Genomic DNA, 16,349 nt, shown 5'->3' with positions numbered 1-16,349 from the left:
TAGATTTACATTATGCATTTTTTTATTTTAAATATACAATTATATATGCAGATTATTTATTATGATGTTATTATTAATTACACACTCAAAATTTAACACACAATTTAAATATTAAAATACATGTTAGCTTACAATCTGTAAATTGTTTTATACTCTAATTGGCATAATAATATAAGTTGCATCGTAACATTTCTCCATACTTTCAATCTGAATACTGGATATCTCGTTTGTAAAAAAAAACCGTAAAGTTTGTATGCCCACCATTGCATGAAGCACATCGAGCAAATAATCCACATTAAAAGATATTTTAATATTTTCTCCTGAATATAAAACATCCAAAATTTCTTCTGACGCCTCATGTTCAAAATTATGTGTAGTTATTTTTAATTGATTAGTAGTTAACGCAAATTGAATGATACGAAGTTTTTCATTAGACAGAATCGCGGCGCGTTTTAAAGCATGTTGCATGATATCACGTGATACCTCTAAAATGTTTTTCGGTTCTCTCAAAAAAATATCGTGACAATTTGGAAATACAGCGTCAATCAATTTAGAAGTAAAAGTATAATTATCCATCTTCATACGAATGCTATTATTATTTGTTTGAATATTTACTAATTTTTTCCCAATATTTAACAAACGTACAATTTCAACAATTCCTTTACGAGGTATGATAATTGACTGATAAGGTAATAACGAGTCTACAATGGTTTTGCAACTCGCTAAACGATGTCCATCCGTTGCAACAACACGTAAAGTATGTTTATTGGTTTCAAAAAACATCCCATTTAAATAATAACGTGCATCTTGCTGGCCCATAGAAAATTGAGTTAATTCAATCATTTCTTTTAAAATAGATTGTGATATAACTAACTTTATTTTATTATTCCATTCCTCTAATTTAGGAAAATCTGATGCAGGTAAAGTAGATAAATAAAAAGTACTATATCCAGAACAAATAATTAGCTTGTTATCTTTTAACATAATAGAAATATTTGATGATTCAGGTAAACTACGACAGATTTCAAAAAGCTTACGCCCTGGTGTCGTGATAGATCCAATAGAATATTTACCTTCTAACATCACTGTAACTGTTATTTCTATTTCTAAATCTGTAGCAGTAATATATAAACAATCGCCATTAATTTTTAATAATACATGAGTTAAAATGGGCATCCTTGGTCGCCCGCTAATAATACTTACAACTTTTTGCAAAGGTTGGTACAAGGACGTTCTGCTTATTACAAAATTTATAGTAGATTTATTGGACAACATTTTGGTTAATTACATAATAATCATTTAAATTGAAAACCCAATCTGATTGCATAATTACTATTATTTAATAAGATTTAAAATACAAACTTATTAATAATGACATTAAAGCGTGCACACCATACGTTAAAATAATCATTCATCTTTTTACAATATTATTATAACAAAATCCATTATTTATAAAAAATAATAAGATAAATTTTTAAATGTTTTTTGACTTTTTATATACTATCCTATAACATAAAAATTAGTCTTACATAAGATGTAACAAATAAATAATTAAAAATTATCTTTTATTATTAAGTAAACGTACAAGAATTTAAATATGAAACGCACCTTTCAGCCTTCCATATTAAAACGCAATAGAACACACGGATTTAGAAGAAGAATGTCAACAAGACAAGGGCGCCAAATATTATCAAGACGCAGGTCTAAAGGACGTGTTCGATTGGTTGTATCTGTTTAAATATTAAACAAAACTGTTAATGCAACTAAATGAATAGAAAATTTTTGCCTAAACGGGCACGATTGTTGACTGTAAGCGAGTTTGTTTTTGTATTTCAAAACCCAGAACGTATTAAAATAACTGGAATTACTTTGTTTAGTAGGTCTAACCGATTAGGATATCCCCGCATTGGGTTAGCTATATCCAAGAAATATATTAAACACGCTTACGAACGAAATAGAATTAAAAGACACATGCGAGAAACCTTTCGTATAAATCAGCATAACTTGTCATCTAAAGACTTTGTGCTAACTATTAACTCAAAAGAAATTATTCATTTTACAAATAATATACTGATAAAAGAGCTTGAAAAATTATGGTATTACCATTTGTATTAATAGAAAAAATAATAATATGGTTTATACATGGATACCAAATTAGTATCAGTCCTATACTAGGACATCATTGTCGTTTTAAAATAACGTGTTCTCAATACGGGATTGAATCAATATATAAATTTGGAGTCTTACAAGGTACTTGGATGATTTGTATTCGCATATTACAATGTCATCCTTTAGCTTTAAATAATAATGAAGATTTTATGTCTTCTTCATATTCACATATTCAGGACATAATCAACATGGACTCGCAACGTAATTTCTTTGTGATAGCTTTTTTAATTATGTCGTTTATACTGTGGCAAACATGGCAAACGGAATATCACCAAAGAACTAATATTCAAAAAATAGACGCACATGAAAACATACACCCGCCAATCCATTCTGTAAATAATAACAATACACAACGTATATACAACAAAGATCATATAATTACAGTAAAAACAGATGTACTTCTGCTAAAAATAAATACTTATGGGGGAGATATTGAAGAAGCATATCTAACAAATTACTCAAAGAATTTGAATTCTAATGAACCTTTCCCCTTATTAAGTACTTCGCAAGAGTTTATATATCAAACGAATAGCGGACTAATAATTAAAAATACACCAACACCTTCATTTAATTATAAGAAACTATTATACACTACTGAAACTGATCAAAATGTGTTTATTTTGCCAAAAAATAGAAACAAATTACATCTAACTTTAATTAATCATTCTAACAATATCACCTGTACTAAGAATTATATTTTTAATAGGGATGATTACGCCATACACGTGTATTATACCATAAAAAACATGAGTGATCATCCATTAACAGTTAAATTATTTGGAAATTTAGTGCAATCTATACATTATCCTAAATCATACGATGATAACAATAACGGAGATAATTTTCCTCTATATTCTTATCGTGGATCAGCATATTCCACTGACAAACAAAAATATCAAAAATATAGCTTCAAAGATATAAAAAATATGAACTTAAAAATTAATACTTCTAACGGATGGATAGCAATGTCTCAAAAATATTTTGCGACTGCTTGGATTCCTCTCACTCAGGGCGATAGCACATTTTATACTACCTATCATAAAAATAATAGTGTTTCTACTATAGGTTTTCGATCTGATTCAATATCTATTCCTATAGGAGGGCAAGGAGAATTAAAGTCTATCTTATGGATGGGACCAAAAATCCAAGAAAAAATGAAAAAAATAGCTCCAAATTTAGACTTAATAATAGACTACGGATGGTTGTGGTTTATTTCTCAACCATTATTTAAATTATTAAGTTTAATTCACAACTATATAGGAAATTGGGGTATATCTATTATCATTATAACATTAATTATACGTTTAACTATGTATCCATTAACCAAAGCACAATATACTTCTATGGCAAAAATACGCATGTTACAACCCAAATTATTTGCGATACAAGAAGAATATAAACATGATAAATATCAATATCATCAGAAAACTATAGAATTATATAAAGAAGAAAAAGTAAACCCATTAGGAGGATGTTTACCTCTATTAATTCAAATGCCAATATTTTTAGCCCTATATTATATGCTATCAGGTTCTGTAGAATTAAGACATGCTAAATTTGGTTTTTGGATCCATGATTTATCTGCTCAAGATCCCTACTACATATTGCCAATAATAATGGGAATTACTATGTTTTTTATACAAAAAATGTCACCTACCACTATTACTGACCCCATGCAAAAAAAGATGATGACTATCATGTTAATAATTTTTACTATATTTTTTTTATGGTTCCCATCTGGTTTAGTGTTATATTATATAGTAAGTAATATAATTACTATCATTCAACAACAAATAATTTACCAAGGATTAGAAAAAAAAGGATTGCATAATCAAAAATATTTTTAAATTAATAGGAACATGATTTTTAAAAAAATATATTTTCTATCTCAATAACTATATTATACAAAGTAATAAAAAAGTTTATGAATTACATAATTGATACAATAGCCGCCATTTCTACGCCTCCAGGACACGGAGGTATTGGAGTTATACGAATGTCTGGAAATTTAGTTCCTGAAATTATTCCTAAATTGTTAGGAAAAATACTCGAACCTAGAAAAGCAGAATATTTACCATTTTTAGATACAGATGGATTTATATTAGAAAAAGTAATAGCCTTATTTTTTCCTGAACCCAATTCCTTTACAGGAGAAAACATACTAGAAATTCATGGACACGGTGGTCCAATGATTTTAGATGTGTTGTTAGAACGTATTTTAAAAACATCTTCTAACATTCGAATAGCGCATCCAGGAGAATTTACCAAACGAGCATTCTTAAATAACAAAATAGATCTCATACAAGCAGAAGCAATTGCTGATATCATTAATGCTTCTTCATATCAAGCTGCAAAATCGGCATCAAATACCCTACAAGGAGCTTTTTCTCGTAAAATACATATAATTTTAAAAAAACTTGTTAATTTACGCACGCACATAGAAGCATCTATTGACTTTTCAGAAGAAACAACTGATATATTATCATATAATGATATTAAAAGAAAATTAAAAAACGTTATAAATGACATACAACAAGTATACGAATTAACTTGTCACGGTGTTTTATTGCGTGAAGGAATAAAAATAGTAATCGCTGGTAATCCAAATGCGGGAAAATCTAGTTTATTTAATGCATTAGTTGGTATTGATAGAGCCATTGTAAGCACAGTGGCTGGAACTACACGAGATACATTACATGAGTCTATTCAGTTAAACGGAGTAACATGTCATATTACCGATACTGCTGGATTACAAAAGAATAGTGATAATGAAATAGAACAAATTGGAATAAAGCGTGCATGGAATGAATTAAATAACGCGGATCATATCTTATGGGTAATCGATTCTAATGATGATGGTTCAAATAAAAAATATGACATTACATTAGAATATGTAAAAGAAATATTATTTACTAAAAATAAAAAGATTCCCATCACAATTATACGCAATAAATCTGATTTAACTAAGGAGCAAATTGAAATCACTAGAATAAATAATTATACGTGTATCACACTATCGGCTTTGTTTGATGATGGAACAGATTTATTGAGAAAACATTTAAACGACCATTTAAAATATAAGCAGCAGAAAAATTATTCTTATAACTTAACTGAAAATCAAGGAAATTATATTGCTCGTAGACGCCACCTAAATGCTCTCGAAAAAACTTATAAATACCTTTTATCTGCTCAGGAGCAATTATTATCTGTTACAACTATCAATGAGTTTTTTGCTGAAGATCTTGGATTAGCACATAATGAACTAAATAAAATTTTTGGAAAATTTACTTCTGAAGATTTATTAGAAGAAATTTTTTCCACATTTTGCGTTGGAAAATAATTTTTAATAAAGTTTATAAAAGTTAAATGATACTTATTTCAGATATATAAAACCCAAAACTATTACTTTTGCAGTACATAATACATAATAGCTTATGAAGTAATAAACATCTTGTTTATATATCCAAACTAATATGCTTTCAACATTATAAACACATGATGAAATTAATATCCAAATATAAAGCCTATAATAAATATTTTGTGCAAATATATAACCAATAAATAAAAAATAAAGTTATTTTTTATTTATTGGTCGTTTCCAATTTAAAATAGAAAACTGTCGTATTCTACTGATAATAGTTTCATCAGCCGGTACATCTTGAGTTACTGTAGTTCCAGCTCCAATAGTTGCATTTTTTCCAACAGTAATTGGAGCTACCAACTGACTATCAGCCCCAATTAAAACACCATCTCCAATAACAGTATGATGTTTCTTGACGCCATCATAATTACAAATAATTGTCCCAGCGCCAATATTCACTTGGGCGCCAATTTTTGCATCGCCTAAATAACTAAGATGCTTAACTTTTGAATCTTTACCTAATTGCGTATTTTTTATCTCAACAAAATTCCCCACATGGCTGTTTTCTTTTAATTCAGTTCCTGGTCTTAACCGAGCAAATGGTCCAATATCACTTTTCATGCTTATTTTTGTGTTTTCAATAATTGAAAATGGATATATCATTACATCATCTTCAATCACTGTATCTTTCAATATACAATTTGCTCCTATTTTCACTCTATTTCCCAAAGAAACATGTCCTTCAATAATCACATTTACATCAATATATACATCTTTTCCACACACTAATGTTCCTCTCAAATCAAATCTATCTGGATCAGATATTGTTACTCCTGATGATAACAAACTTTGTGCTTGTCTTTGTTGATATTGTCTATCTAAAGACACCAAATCTGATTTACTATTTACTCCCATAATTTCAAACGTATCATAAGGATGCATAGTGTGTATAATATATCCTGATTGATAAGCTATCTGAATTATATCTGTTAAATAAAATTCATCTTTTAATTTATGAATTGTTAATACGCCTAACCAATGCTTTAAATTTCCAGAAATAGCTATAAAAATACCAGTATTTACTTCTTTTATTTTTTTGTGATGATCATTAATTATATCATCATGTTCTATTACACTAATAACATCACCTTTTTGATTACGCACAATACGTCCATATCCATTTGGATTAGATAACGTAGCTGTCAGCATACTGATATCACACTGTGATTTAACAACATGCAGTTGTTGTAATGTTCTATAGGAAACAAAAGGGACATCGCCATACAAAAAAAGAATTTCTTCTTTATCACTGATGGTAGACAACGCGCTTTGCGCAGCATTTCCAGTTCCAACAAGTTCATGTTGCAATACCCAATGTATAGGAACTTTATATTGATCTGTATTAATTTTTTCCATTACCGTTTTGCTTTTATAACCATATACTATATATATGCGCTGAACTCCCGCTTGTACTACAGAATCAATTAAATGTTGCAATATACATTTACCACCAATTCTATGTAGTGGCTTCGGTACATCAGATAACATCCTTTTACCCTTACCAGCAGCAAGAATAATTGCGCTAAAACTAACATATGACATAATTTATATATCTCTTTTGTTTTTTTATTTATGAAATAAATTTATTTACGCAATCACAATATATAACTACACTTGTACACATAAAAATTTTTATATAAAATCATATTATAATTATGTATTAAATATGATTATTTTTTTTTGGTTAATTCAACTAATCTAAGTTTTGCAATAGCTTTAGATATTTCTAAAGCTATTGCAATATAATCTACGTTATCATTATAACGTAAGTCTTTAATACGCTTTTCAGCCTCATATTTTGCTGCTTCAGCTTTTTTTTCATCTAATTCTTCCGCACGAATAGCCGTATCTGCCAATATTGTTACTATATTTTTTTGAACTTCAAGGAGGCCTCCAGATATATATATAAATTCTTCATCACTATATAATTTCACTATACGCAACACTCCCGGCTTAATCGACGTAAGCAACGGAGTATGACCCGGAAAAATACCCATTTCACCTTCAGTCCCTGCTACTTGAATTTTCTGAACTGTACCAGAAAATATTTGACTTTCAATAGAAACAACGGTCAAATGATAAGTACTGACTGACATACACATCCTTATACTTTGCTTTGATCAACAAAAAATTTAAAGAGTTTTATTTTTTTCTATAACTTCTTCAATAGTTCCTACCATATAAAATGCTTGTTCTGGAATACTATCATATTTTCCTTCTATAATCTCTTTAAATCCTTGGATAGTATCTTTTAAAGAAACATATGTGCCAGAAAATCCTGTAAATACTTCAGCAACAAAAAAAGGTTGCGATAAAAACCGTTGAATTTTCCGTGAACGTAACACTATCAATTTATCTTCTTCTGATAATTCATCCATACCTAAAATAGCAATAATATCTTTAAGTTCCTGATAACGTTGTAAGATTGATTGAACGCCTCTAGCAACATCATAATGTTCCTGCCCTACAATAAGCGGATTTAATTGTTGGCTATTAGAATCTAATGGATCTACCGCAGGATAAATACCGAGAGCAGCAATTTGACGGCTTAAAACTATAGTTGCATCTAAATGGGAAAAAGTGGTAGCAGGAGATGGATCTGTAAGATCATCCGCAGGAACATACACTGCTTGTACAGAAGTAATCGAACCCAAATTTGTAGAAGTGATGCGTTCCTGTAAAATACCCATTTCTTCTGATAATGTCGATTGATATCCTACTGCCGATGGAATACGACCTAATAATGCGGATACTTCACTCCCAGCAAGAGTATAACGATATATATTATCTATAAACAACAATACATCATGTCCTTCATCTCTAAATTTTTCCGCCATAGTAAGCCCAGTTAAAGCTACTCGTAATCTATTTCCGGGCGGCTCATTCATTTGACCATATACTAAAGCAACTTTGTTAATAACATGAGAATTTATCATTTCATAATAGAAATCATTACCTTCACGAGTACGTTCTCCAACACCAACAAATACTGAATAACCGGAATATTCTACTGCAATATTACGAATAAGCTCCATCATATTGACAGTCTTCCCAACTCCTGCTCCCCCAAAAAGACCAATTTTACCTCCTTTAGCAAATGGACACATTAAATCAATTACTTTAATACCAGTTACTAAAAGCTCTTGGCTAGTAGATAACTCAGAATAAAGTGGAGCAGATCTATGAATAGACCGTTTTTCTTTTTCTTTAATCGGTCCTTTCATATCGATTGGTTCACCCAATACATTTACCACACGACCTAAAGTTTCTTTTCCTACTGGAACTTCAATAAAACGTTTCAAATCAATTACTACTAATCCGCGACGCAATCCATCTGTATTTCCCATAGCTATACAGCGCACTATACCCCCGCCTAATTGTTGAGCTACTTCTAATATCAATTTTTTATTAAATCTATCATCAGTACATACTTTAAGCGCATGATATACAGCAGGTACTGAATCTTGCTCAAACGCAACATCAACCACCGCTCCAATAACCTGGATTATTTTTCCAGAATTCATATTAGCCACACCCCTACTATCTTATCATTTACATTACAGAAGAGCCTGAAATAACTTCTATCAATTCCTCCGTAATTTTAGTTTGTCTAACTTTATTATAAAATAACTTTAGATCATTAATAATAACTTCCCCATTATCTGAAGCAGTCTTCATTGCCATCATTCTAGCAGATTGTTCACTAGCTAAATTTTCTACTACCCCTTGATAAACTTGTGATTCGATATACCGCTGTAATAAATTGTTTAATAATGTTTTAGAATCGGGTTCATATAAATAATCCCAATATTTATTTTTTAATACAACTTTATCCTCAGAAACAATTGGTAAAATCTGCAAAATTGTAGGAACCTGAGATAAAGTATTAACAAATCTATTATATGCTAAATATAATCTATCTACTTCATTTTTATTATATAATTGCAACATTACTCTAACTGAACCGATTAAATCTGACATTTGAGGAACATCCCCAATTCCAGAAATGCAGCTAACTATCTTTGTCTGTTTTATATAACGTAAAAAAGAATCAGCTTTAGATCCAATAACTGCCAATTTAATTGATATTTCTGCGTTATTCCATCTTCTGAAATCACATAATAACATTCTAAATAAATTAATATTTAACCCTCCTGTTAATCCTCTATCCGTTGAAACTACCCAATAACCAACAGATCGAATGTTTCGTTCTTCAAAATAAGAATGTTTGTATTCTAATGTTCCTAAAGCAATGTGATTAATAACTTTACGTATAGTCTCTGCATATGGTTGACTTACTAACATACGTTTTTGAGTTTTATGAATTTTAGAAGCAGAAATCATCTCCATAGCTTTAGCAATTTTTTGTATATTTCGAACACTGGCTATCTTTCCGCGTATCTCTTTTGTGCTAGGCATGTTTTCTTATTCCACAATAATAATGTGTTTTAAATTCACCAGGATTGATTTAATTTGAAAGTTTCAAGAATACTTTTAAATTTTTTTTCAATATTCATATCATATGTACCGTCACGATCAATGATTTTCATAAGTTCCTTTTCCTTATAAGTCATATATAATATTAATGCAGATTCAAAATCACTTATCTTTGATACTTCAACATCTTCTAAATAACCATGTATCACTGCGAATAAAACAATAGATTGACATGAAAGGGGCATAGGAGCATATTGTTTTTGTTTTAATAATTCAGTAACTTTTTGGCCATGTTTCAATTGTTTTTGTGTAACTTCATCTAATTCTGAAGCAAACTGAGAAAAAGCAGCTAATTCGCGATATTGAGCTAAGGCGGTACGAATTCCACCAGACAACGCCTTCATAATATTGGTTTGAGCCGATCCTCCAACTCGAGATACTGAAATACCCGGATTTACTGCAGGACGAACTCCTGAATTAAACAAATGAGACTCTAAAAAAATCTGACCATCAGTAATAGAAATCACATTAGTTGGAATAAATGAAGAAACATCTCCAGCTTGAGTTTCAATAATAGGTATTGCAGTCAATGAACCAGTTCTTCCTGTCACGTTCCCATGAGTGCATTGCGCAACATAATCAGCACTAACTCTGGCAGCTCGTTCTAATAAACGAGAATGTAAATAAAATATATCTCCTGGATACGCCTCTCGTCCAGGAGGGCGTCGTAATAATAAAGAAATTTGACGATAAGCCACCGCTTGTTTAGACAAATCATCATATATAACTAAAGCATCTTCTCCATGATCTCTAAAATATTCTCCCATAGCACAACCAACATAAGGAGCCAAATATTGTAACACAGCGGACTCAGAGGCAGATGCAAGAACCACAATGGTATTAGCTAATGCGTGATACTGTGCTAATTTTTTTACAACACTAGCCACAGTTGTTGCTTTTTGACCAATAGCAACATAAATACACTTAACTCCGCTGTAACGTTGATTAATAATAGTATCAATTGCTAATGCAGACTTTCCAGTTTGTCTGTCCCCGATAATTAACTCACGTTGACCACGTCCAATAGGAACCATAGAATCGACAGATTTATACCCGGTTTGAATTGGTTCATCTATCGATTTTCGATCTATTATACTAGGTGCGTTAGCTTCTACCGGAAGATAATAAGAACATTGAATAGCTCCTTTATTATCTACAGGCATACCTAATGTATTTACTACTCTTCCTAATAATTCTGGTCCAACAGGTACTCGTAATATATTTCCTGTACACTTTGCCACCATTCCTTCAGATAAATTTAAATATGAACCCATAACTACCGCTCCGACAGAAGCACGCTCTAAATTTAATGCTATGGCAAACTGATTTGACGGAAGAGCAATCATTTCTCCTTGCATTACATTTGTTAAACCATGTATATGAATTACCCCGTCTCCTACAGCAGTAATAGTACCTTCGTTACGAGTCTCGTACATTATATCAAATTGAGCAATACGCCGCCTGATTAATTCACTAATTTCATTTGAGTTTAATTGCATAATCTTATTTGTACCCAAAGGGATAAAACTAAAAATATTAAGATTGTAATATATGATTTAAGCGTAAAATACGTCCACGTATACTTCCATCAATAATAGTATCTCCAACACGAATAATTATACCAGCTAGAATGCCTTTATCTATTTTATGCACTATACTTACTTTTTTAGATAAACGTTTAGTCATTACATTAGAAATTTTATTTAGCTGTCCGCAGTTTAAAGGATAAGCAGAAAAAATTTCTATTTCTATAGTACCTGCATGTACAGCGCACAAATTTACAAACTCTTTAAAAACAATTGGTAACAACAGCAATCGATTATTTTCAGCCATAATATAAATTATATTTTTACCAAAAATATCAATTGGTTTTTTTTGATAATCTTCACAAATAGCAATAAATATATTTGATAATTTTTTTGATTCTAAATATCTAGAAAATAAAGATCGTACTAAACTGTGCTGACTTATTTTTGAGAACAAATCAAGAATTGATTCCCACTTTTTAATACTTTTATATGCTATAGCTACATTAAATATAGCCACTGCATATGTATGAGCAATTACAACCATTCTAGACATTTAGTCCTCATATGATAACGTATTAATAATCTTATCTATAAGATTATTATCAACGAGTTCATTTACAGAATGTTCTATAATTTTTTCTGCACCTTCAACCGCAATTTTACTTATTTGCTTTCTTAATTCGTCAGTAACACATTTTTTTTCATACAGAATTTGTTCTCGTGCTTGAGATAAAATTCTATTTTGCTCTTTTTCTGCCTCATATTTAGCTTCATTAATTATTTGTATTTTGTATTTGTTTGCTTGTTGTATAATATCTTGAGCTTTAACCTGAGCCTGCTTTAAACAAAGCAAGGCTGTAGCATGAATGCGTTCAGATTCAACCTTAGTATAATTAGCAGAAGTTAAATTATCAGAAATTTCTTTTTGACGTTTTTCAATAATAAGCATAAATGGACGCCATACATATTTCATGCAAAACCAAACAAATAAAACGAATGAAATAGACTGACCTAATATTGTTGCATTAATATTCACAGCACCAATCCCAACATCTAATAATTAATGAAAATAATACATTCATAAATTTTAATTATTAAACCGCAGAAAACATTACATATAAACCAAGGCCTACAGTAATCATAGGTATTGCGTCCACCAATCCCATGACAATAAAAAATTGAGTACGAAGAATAGGAATAAGATCTGGTTGGCGCGCAGCACCTTCTAAAAATTTACTACCCAAAATACCAATACCAATAGCCGCTCCAATTGACGCTAATCCCATCATTATTGCTGCAGCAATATACAACATATCAAAACTTAAATGTTCCATAAAACCTCCTATCTACAATCTTCTGTGCCATATAAATTACATAGTATCTATTTCAACACGAATCATGCGCTGTAGACAGATAAATCACTGTCAATACCATAAAAATAAAGGCTTGTAATATAATAATTACGATATGAAAAATAGCCCAAGGCAAACTTAACGCCCACTGACTCCACCATGGTAACAAACCAGATATTAAAATAAAAATCAACTCACCAGAATACATATTGCCAAATAATCTAAGACTAAGTGATACTGGTTTAGATAATAAACTAATAACTTCAAGAATTAAATTAACAGGAATGCATACTGGATGATTGAATGGATGGTATATAAATCCTTTAATAAATCCATGAATGCCATTAGTATAAATGCTATAATATACAATAAGTATAAACACATTAAAAGCTATTGAAGAAGTTATATTGATATCAGCAGATGGCACAACACGTAGGAACGGTAATCCTAATGTAAGTTTCGCTATATAAGGAAATAAATCTATCGGAAACAGATCCATAGCATTCATTAAACAAACCCAAACAAAAATGGTCATAGATAACGGCGCAATTAATTTGTTTTTACCATGAAAAATATCTTTTACATTATTGTCAACAAACAATATTATCAGTTCTATAAACGTTTGTATTTTGGTAGGAACCCCACAAGTTGCCATTTTAGCAACACGACCCACAACCAACAAAAATAAAACGGCTAATAGCGTTGAAAAAAATATAGAATCTACGTTTAACACCCAAAAAGAGGAAATATTTCCTGTGTCTACCCACAAAAAAGTGTTTAAATCAAATTGTAGATGATACAAATGATGCCCAATATATCCCTGAGAAGTATTTTTTATCTCTAACATAAACTACCTGTCAAAAACATTATTTGCTATATATCAAAAACTTTATGATGCTCTTATCCAGTCTAGCATTAGTTATATTTCTCGATATATAACTAATTATAACAATGTATAAATATACTAAACCATGATCTTATTAAATGTTGACTATTTTAAAATAAAATACTTAGGTTCAATTTTTATACAGAATTAAATGTTAATTAAACTCTACAAACATCGACTATTTGAATAAATCTATAATCATTACAGTACAGCGACATCAATTATACATAATGGTATTAAATTAATTAACATCATATAACAGTACATTGCATATAAATTAAATAAAAGACCAATATCAAATAAATAACATAACCTTTTTATTAACAAATATTAATACAAACATATACTTTCTTTAATTTAGAAAAAACCCCTGCTGCTGCATTCAAATAAATCCTAGCATAATCTTTTTTCTTTTTAAATATTTAAAAATATAATTAAACTAACTTAAACTATATATAAGTTTAATTATGCTAAAACAATTTATAAACACATATACTGTGTCATTTTTTTACTTCATCGTCATATACAGAAATATTAAATATCTGCTATTTATAAGTAATACTCATATTAATATATGTTATCGTCATTTAACATAACTAACATACGCTATGACTCAACAAACCTTTTTTTCTCAACCAAACTAACAAATTAGAAATAGCTGCAGGAGTGATACCAGAAATCCTTGAAGCTTGTCCAATCGAATAAGGTTTATAATCATTAAGTTTGTCAATCACTTCTTTAGATAAACCAGAAACAATATTGTAATCTATATTGGTTGGCAACAATATATGTTCGTTATAAATATTTCTCTCTATTTCCTTTTGTTGATGATGAATATAACCTTCATATTTTATTTGAATTTCAATTTGTTCATATACCTGACGATCTAACACAAAGGAACTAAAGGATTTTAACTTAAATAAATTCGTATAATTAATTTCTGGTCTTCTTAATAGTTCTTCACCACTAACTTCATATATTAAAGGTGTCTTAATAAAATTATTCAATTGTTTAGCATCTGTACTATATGGAAAAATATAAGTACTACGTAATCTTTGACGTTCTTTTTCAATATTTTCTTTTTTTAAACAAAAATTTTTCCAACGTAACTCATCTACTAAACCTAGTTGTCGCGCAATGGCAGTTAATCTTAAATCAGCGTTATCTTCTCGTAAAGATAAACGATATTCAGCACGTGACGTAAACATACGATAAGGTTCGTCTGTTCCGTGTGTACATAAATCATCTACAAGTACTCCTAAATATGCCTGATCTCTTCTAGGATACCATCCTTCTTTATTTTGAGAAAACCTAGCAGCATTTATTCCTGCTAACAGTCCTTGGGCAGCTGCCTCTTCATAACCAGTAGTGCCATTAATCTGTCCAGAAAAAAACAAACCAGAAATAAATTTACTTTCCAATGTTAGCTTTAAATCACGCGGATCAAAAAAATCATATTCAATTGCATATCCTGGTCTTATTATATGAGCATTTTCTAATCCTTGAATTGATTGAATGATCTGTATTTGCACATAAAATGGCAAACTCGTAGAAATGCCATTAAGATATATTTCAGGCGTTGTTAGCCCTTCAGGTTCTAAGAAAATTTGGTGAGCATTACGATCCGAAAACCGCGTTATCTTATCTTCTATAGATGGACAATAACGAGGCGCAGTTCCTTCTATTAATCCTGCCTGCATAGGGCTCTGATTTAAATTTGATCTAACTATTTCATGTGTTTTATCATTGGTATATGTAATATAGCAAGGCACTTGTTTAGGATGTTGTTTTTCAGATCCTATAAATGAGAACACAGGCACAGGATTATCACTATATTGTGCTTGTAAAACATCAAAATTTATCCCTTTACTGTGTACACGAGGAGAAGTTCCTGTTTTTAAACGACCGACTCTCAAAGAAAATTCTTTTAATCGTTTAGATAACAATGAGGATGATTCTACGTCTCCAGCGCGACCACCTCTAAAGTTATTCATTCCAATATGCATCTTACCATTAAGAAACGTCCCTGTTGTCAATACAACAGACGTAGCATTAACTTTCATTCCTATTTTTGGAATAAAAACTCCAACAATTTTATTTTTATTAATTATTAAATCTTCTACTGACGCCTGGATAATTAGTAAAAAATCTTGATATTCAAGAACATTACGTATTATCTGACGATACAACATCTTGTCAGCTTGCGCGCGTGTTCCTCTAACAGCAGCCCCTTTACTTTTGTTAAGTATCCTAAATTGAATGCCTGCATTATCTATAGCACACGCCATTGCTCCACCCATTGAGTCAATTTCTTTTACTAAATGTCCTTTTCCGATGCCACCAATAGCCGGATTACACGACATCTGTCCAAGTGTATCAATATTATGTGTAATTAATAAAGTGTTGCATTTCATTCTAGCAGAAGCTAAAGCTGCTTCTGTCCCAGCGTGTCCTCCTCCAACAACAATAACATCAAAATGAGTCGAATAAAACAT

The 16,349-nt window shown here is 30.4% G+C and carries 15 protein-coding genes; 4 read left to right on the top strand and 11 right to left on the bottom strand.

The features are described 5' to 3' along the window. Positions 1-147 precede the first annotated feature (147 nt). A complete protein-coding gene (dnaN, locus tag Bsans602_RS00075) occupies positions 148-1,275 on the bottom strand; it encodes a DNA polymerase III subunit beta (RefSeq protein WP_500837098.1) in 1,128 nt (375 codons plus the stop codon). Positions 1,276-1,597: 322 nt separating this feature from the next. Here dnaN and rpmH point away from each other — a divergent pair, with 322 nt between their 5' ends. The 4 genes from rpmH (at position 1,598) to mnmE (ending at position 5,509) form a co-directional block, all read left to right on the top strand. Beyond that, a complete protein-coding gene (gene rpmH / locus Bsans602_RS00070; protein ID WP_500837097.1) occupies positions 1,598-1,738 on the top strand; it encodes a 50S ribosomal protein L34 in 141 nt (46 codons plus the stop codon). A gap of 29 nt (positions 1,739-1,767) precedes the next feature. Continuing rightward, a complete protein-coding gene (rnpA, locus tag Bsans602_RS00065; protein WP_500837096.1) occupies positions 1,768-2,115 on the top strand; it encodes a ribonuclease P protein component in 348 nt (115 codons plus the stop codon). Next, positions 2,094-4,016, top strand: a complete 1,923-nt coding sequence (gene yidC / locus Bsans602_RS00060; protein ID WP_500837095.1) for a membrane protein insertase YidC — start codon at positions 2,094-2,096, stop codon at positions 4,014-4,016. The genes rnpA and yidC overlap by 22 nt, the downstream gene beginning before the upstream one ends. 77 nt (positions 4,017-4,093) lie before the next feature. Further along, the gene (mnmE, locus tag Bsans602_RS00055) at positions 4,094-5,509 is read left to right on the top strand and encodes a tRNA uridine-5-carboxymethylaminomethyl(34) synthesis GTPase MnmE (protein ID WP_500837094.1); all 1,416 of its coding nucleotides are present in this window, start codon (positions 4,094-4,096) and stop codon (positions 5,507-5,509) included. Positions 5,510-5,743: 234 nt separating this feature from the next. Here mnmE and glmU read toward each other — a convergent pair whose 3' ends face one another. From glmU to mnmG, 10 genes are all read right to left on the bottom strand, one after another. Next, complete coding sequence (gene glmU, locus Bsans602_RS00050) at positions 5,744-7,132, bottom strand: bifunctional UDP-N-acetylglucosamine diphosphorylase/glucosamine-1-phosphate N-acetyltransferase GlmU (protein WP_500837093.1); 1,389 nt, start codon at positions 7,130-7,132, stop codon at positions 5,744-5,746. A gap of 128 nt (positions 7,133-7,260) precedes the next feature. Continuing rightward, positions 7,261-7,686, bottom strand: coding sequence for a F0F1 ATP synthase subunit epsilon (locus Bsans602_RS00045; RefSeq protein WP_500837092.1), 426 nt, complete (start codon positions 7,684-7,686; stop codon positions 7,261-7,263). 36 nt (positions 7,687-7,722) lie between these two features. After that, entirely contained in the window at positions 7,723-9,114 is a 1,392-nt protein-coding gene (gene atpD, locus Bsans602_RS00040; protein ID WP_500837406.1) for a F0F1 ATP synthase subunit beta, read from the bottom strand. Between the two features lie 28 nt (positions 9,115-9,142). Then, a complete protein-coding gene (gene atpG, locus Bsans602_RS00035) occupies positions 9,143-10,009 on the bottom strand; it encodes a F0F1 ATP synthase subunit gamma (protein ID WP_500837091.1) in 867 nt (288 codons plus the stop codon). A gap of 35 nt (positions 10,010-10,044) precedes the next feature. Then, complete coding sequence (gene atpA / locus Bsans602_RS00030) at positions 10,045-11,586, bottom strand: F0F1 ATP synthase subunit alpha (RefSeq protein ID WP_500837090.1); 1,542 nt, start codon at positions 11,584-11,586, stop codon at positions 10,045-10,047. Positions 11,587-11,623: 37 nt separating this feature from the next. Further along, the gene (locus tag Bsans602_RS00025) at positions 11,624-12,169 is read right to left on the bottom strand and encodes a F0F1 ATP synthase subunit delta (protein WP_500837089.1); all 546 of its coding nucleotides are present in this window, start codon (positions 12,167-12,169) and stop codon (positions 11,624-11,626) included. Then, a complete protein-coding gene (atpF, locus tag Bsans602_RS00020) occupies positions 12,170-12,652 on the bottom strand; it encodes a F0F1 ATP synthase subunit B (RefSeq protein WP_500837088.1) in 483 nt (160 codons plus the stop codon). 58 nt (positions 12,653-12,710) lie between these two features. Continuing rightward, positions 12,711-12,950, bottom strand: a complete 240-nt coding sequence (gene atpE, locus Bsans602_RS00015) for a F0F1 ATP synthase subunit C (protein ID WP_500837087.1) — start codon at positions 12,948-12,950, stop codon at positions 12,711-12,713. Between the two features lie 52 nt (positions 12,951-13,002). After that, entirely contained in the window at positions 13,003-13,815 is an 813-nt protein-coding gene (atpB, locus tag Bsans602_RS00010; RefSeq protein ID WP_500837086.1) for a F0F1 ATP synthase subunit A, read from the bottom strand. A gap of 635 nt (positions 13,816-14,450) precedes the next feature. Then, the gene (gene mnmG / locus Bsans602_RS00005; RefSeq protein WP_500837085.1) at positions 14,451-16,349 is read right to left on the bottom strand and encodes a tRNA uridine-5-carboxymethylaminomethyl(34) synthesis enzyme MnmG; all 1,899 of its coding nucleotides are present in this window, start codon (positions 16,347-16,349) and stop codon (positions 14,451-14,453) included.

Source organism: Candidatus Blochmannia sansabeanus (nom. nud.), assembly GCF_059935345.1.
This window is presented reverse-complemented; position numbering and strand designations above follow the sequence as displayed.

What these genes read in the sequence shown, in the direction of transcription:
- rnpA (WP_500837096.1), top strand. Translation starts at nt 1,768, where the DNA reads ATGAATAGAAAATTTTTGCCTAAACGGGCACGATTGTTGACTGTAAGC.
- mnmE (WP_500837094.1), top strand. Translation starts at nt 4,094, where the DNA reads ATGAATTACATAATTGATACAATAGCCGCCATTTCTACGCCTCCAGGA.
- atpB (WP_500837086.1), bottom strand. Translation starts at nt 13,815, where the DNA reads ATGTTAGAGATAAAAAATACTTCTCAGGGATATATTGGGCATCATTTG.
- yidC (WP_500837095.1), top strand. Translation starts at nt 2,094, where the DNA reads ATGGTATTACCATTTGTATTAATAGAAAAAATAATAATATGGTTTATA.
- atpA (WP_500837090.1), bottom strand. Translation starts at nt 11,586, where the DNA reads ATGCAATTAAACTCAAATGAAATTAGTGAATTAATCAGGCGGCGTATT.
- glmU (WP_500837093.1), bottom strand. Translation starts at nt 7,132, where the DNA reads ATGTCATATGTTAGTTTTAGCGCAATTATTCTTGCTGCTGGTAAGGGT.
- Bsans602_RS00025 (WP_500837089.1), bottom strand. Translation starts at nt 12,169, where the DNA reads ATGTCTAGAATGGTTGTAATTGCTCATACATATGCAGTGGCTATATTT.
- atpE (WP_500837087.1), bottom strand. Translation starts at nt 12,950, where the DNA reads ATGGAACATTTAAGTTTTGATATGTTGTATATTGCTGCAGCAATAATG.
- atpD (WP_500837406.1), bottom strand. Translation starts at nt 9,114, where the DNA reads ATGAATTCTGGAAAAATAATCCAGGTTATTGGAGCGGTGGTTGATGTT.
- Bsans602_RS00045 (WP_500837092.1), bottom strand. Translation starts at nt 7,686, where the DNA reads ATGTCAGTCAGTACTTATCATTTGACCGTTGTTTCTATTGAAAGTCAA.
- dnaN (WP_500837098.1), bottom strand. Translation starts at nt 1,275, where the DNA reads ATGTTGTCCAATAAATCTACTATAAATTTTGTAATAAGCAGAACGTCC.
- rpmH (WP_500837097.1), top strand. Translation starts at nt 1,598, where the DNA reads ATGAAACGCACCTTTCAGCCTTCCATATTAAAACGCAATAGAACACAC.
- mnmG (WP_500837085.1), bottom strand. Translation starts at nt 16,349, where the DNA reads ATGTTTTATTCGACTCATTTTGATGTTATTGTTGTTGGAGGAGGACAC.
- atpG (WP_500837091.1), bottom strand. Translation starts at nt 10,009, where the DNA reads ATGCCTAGCACAAAAGAGATACGCGGAAAGATAGCCAGTGTTCGAAAT.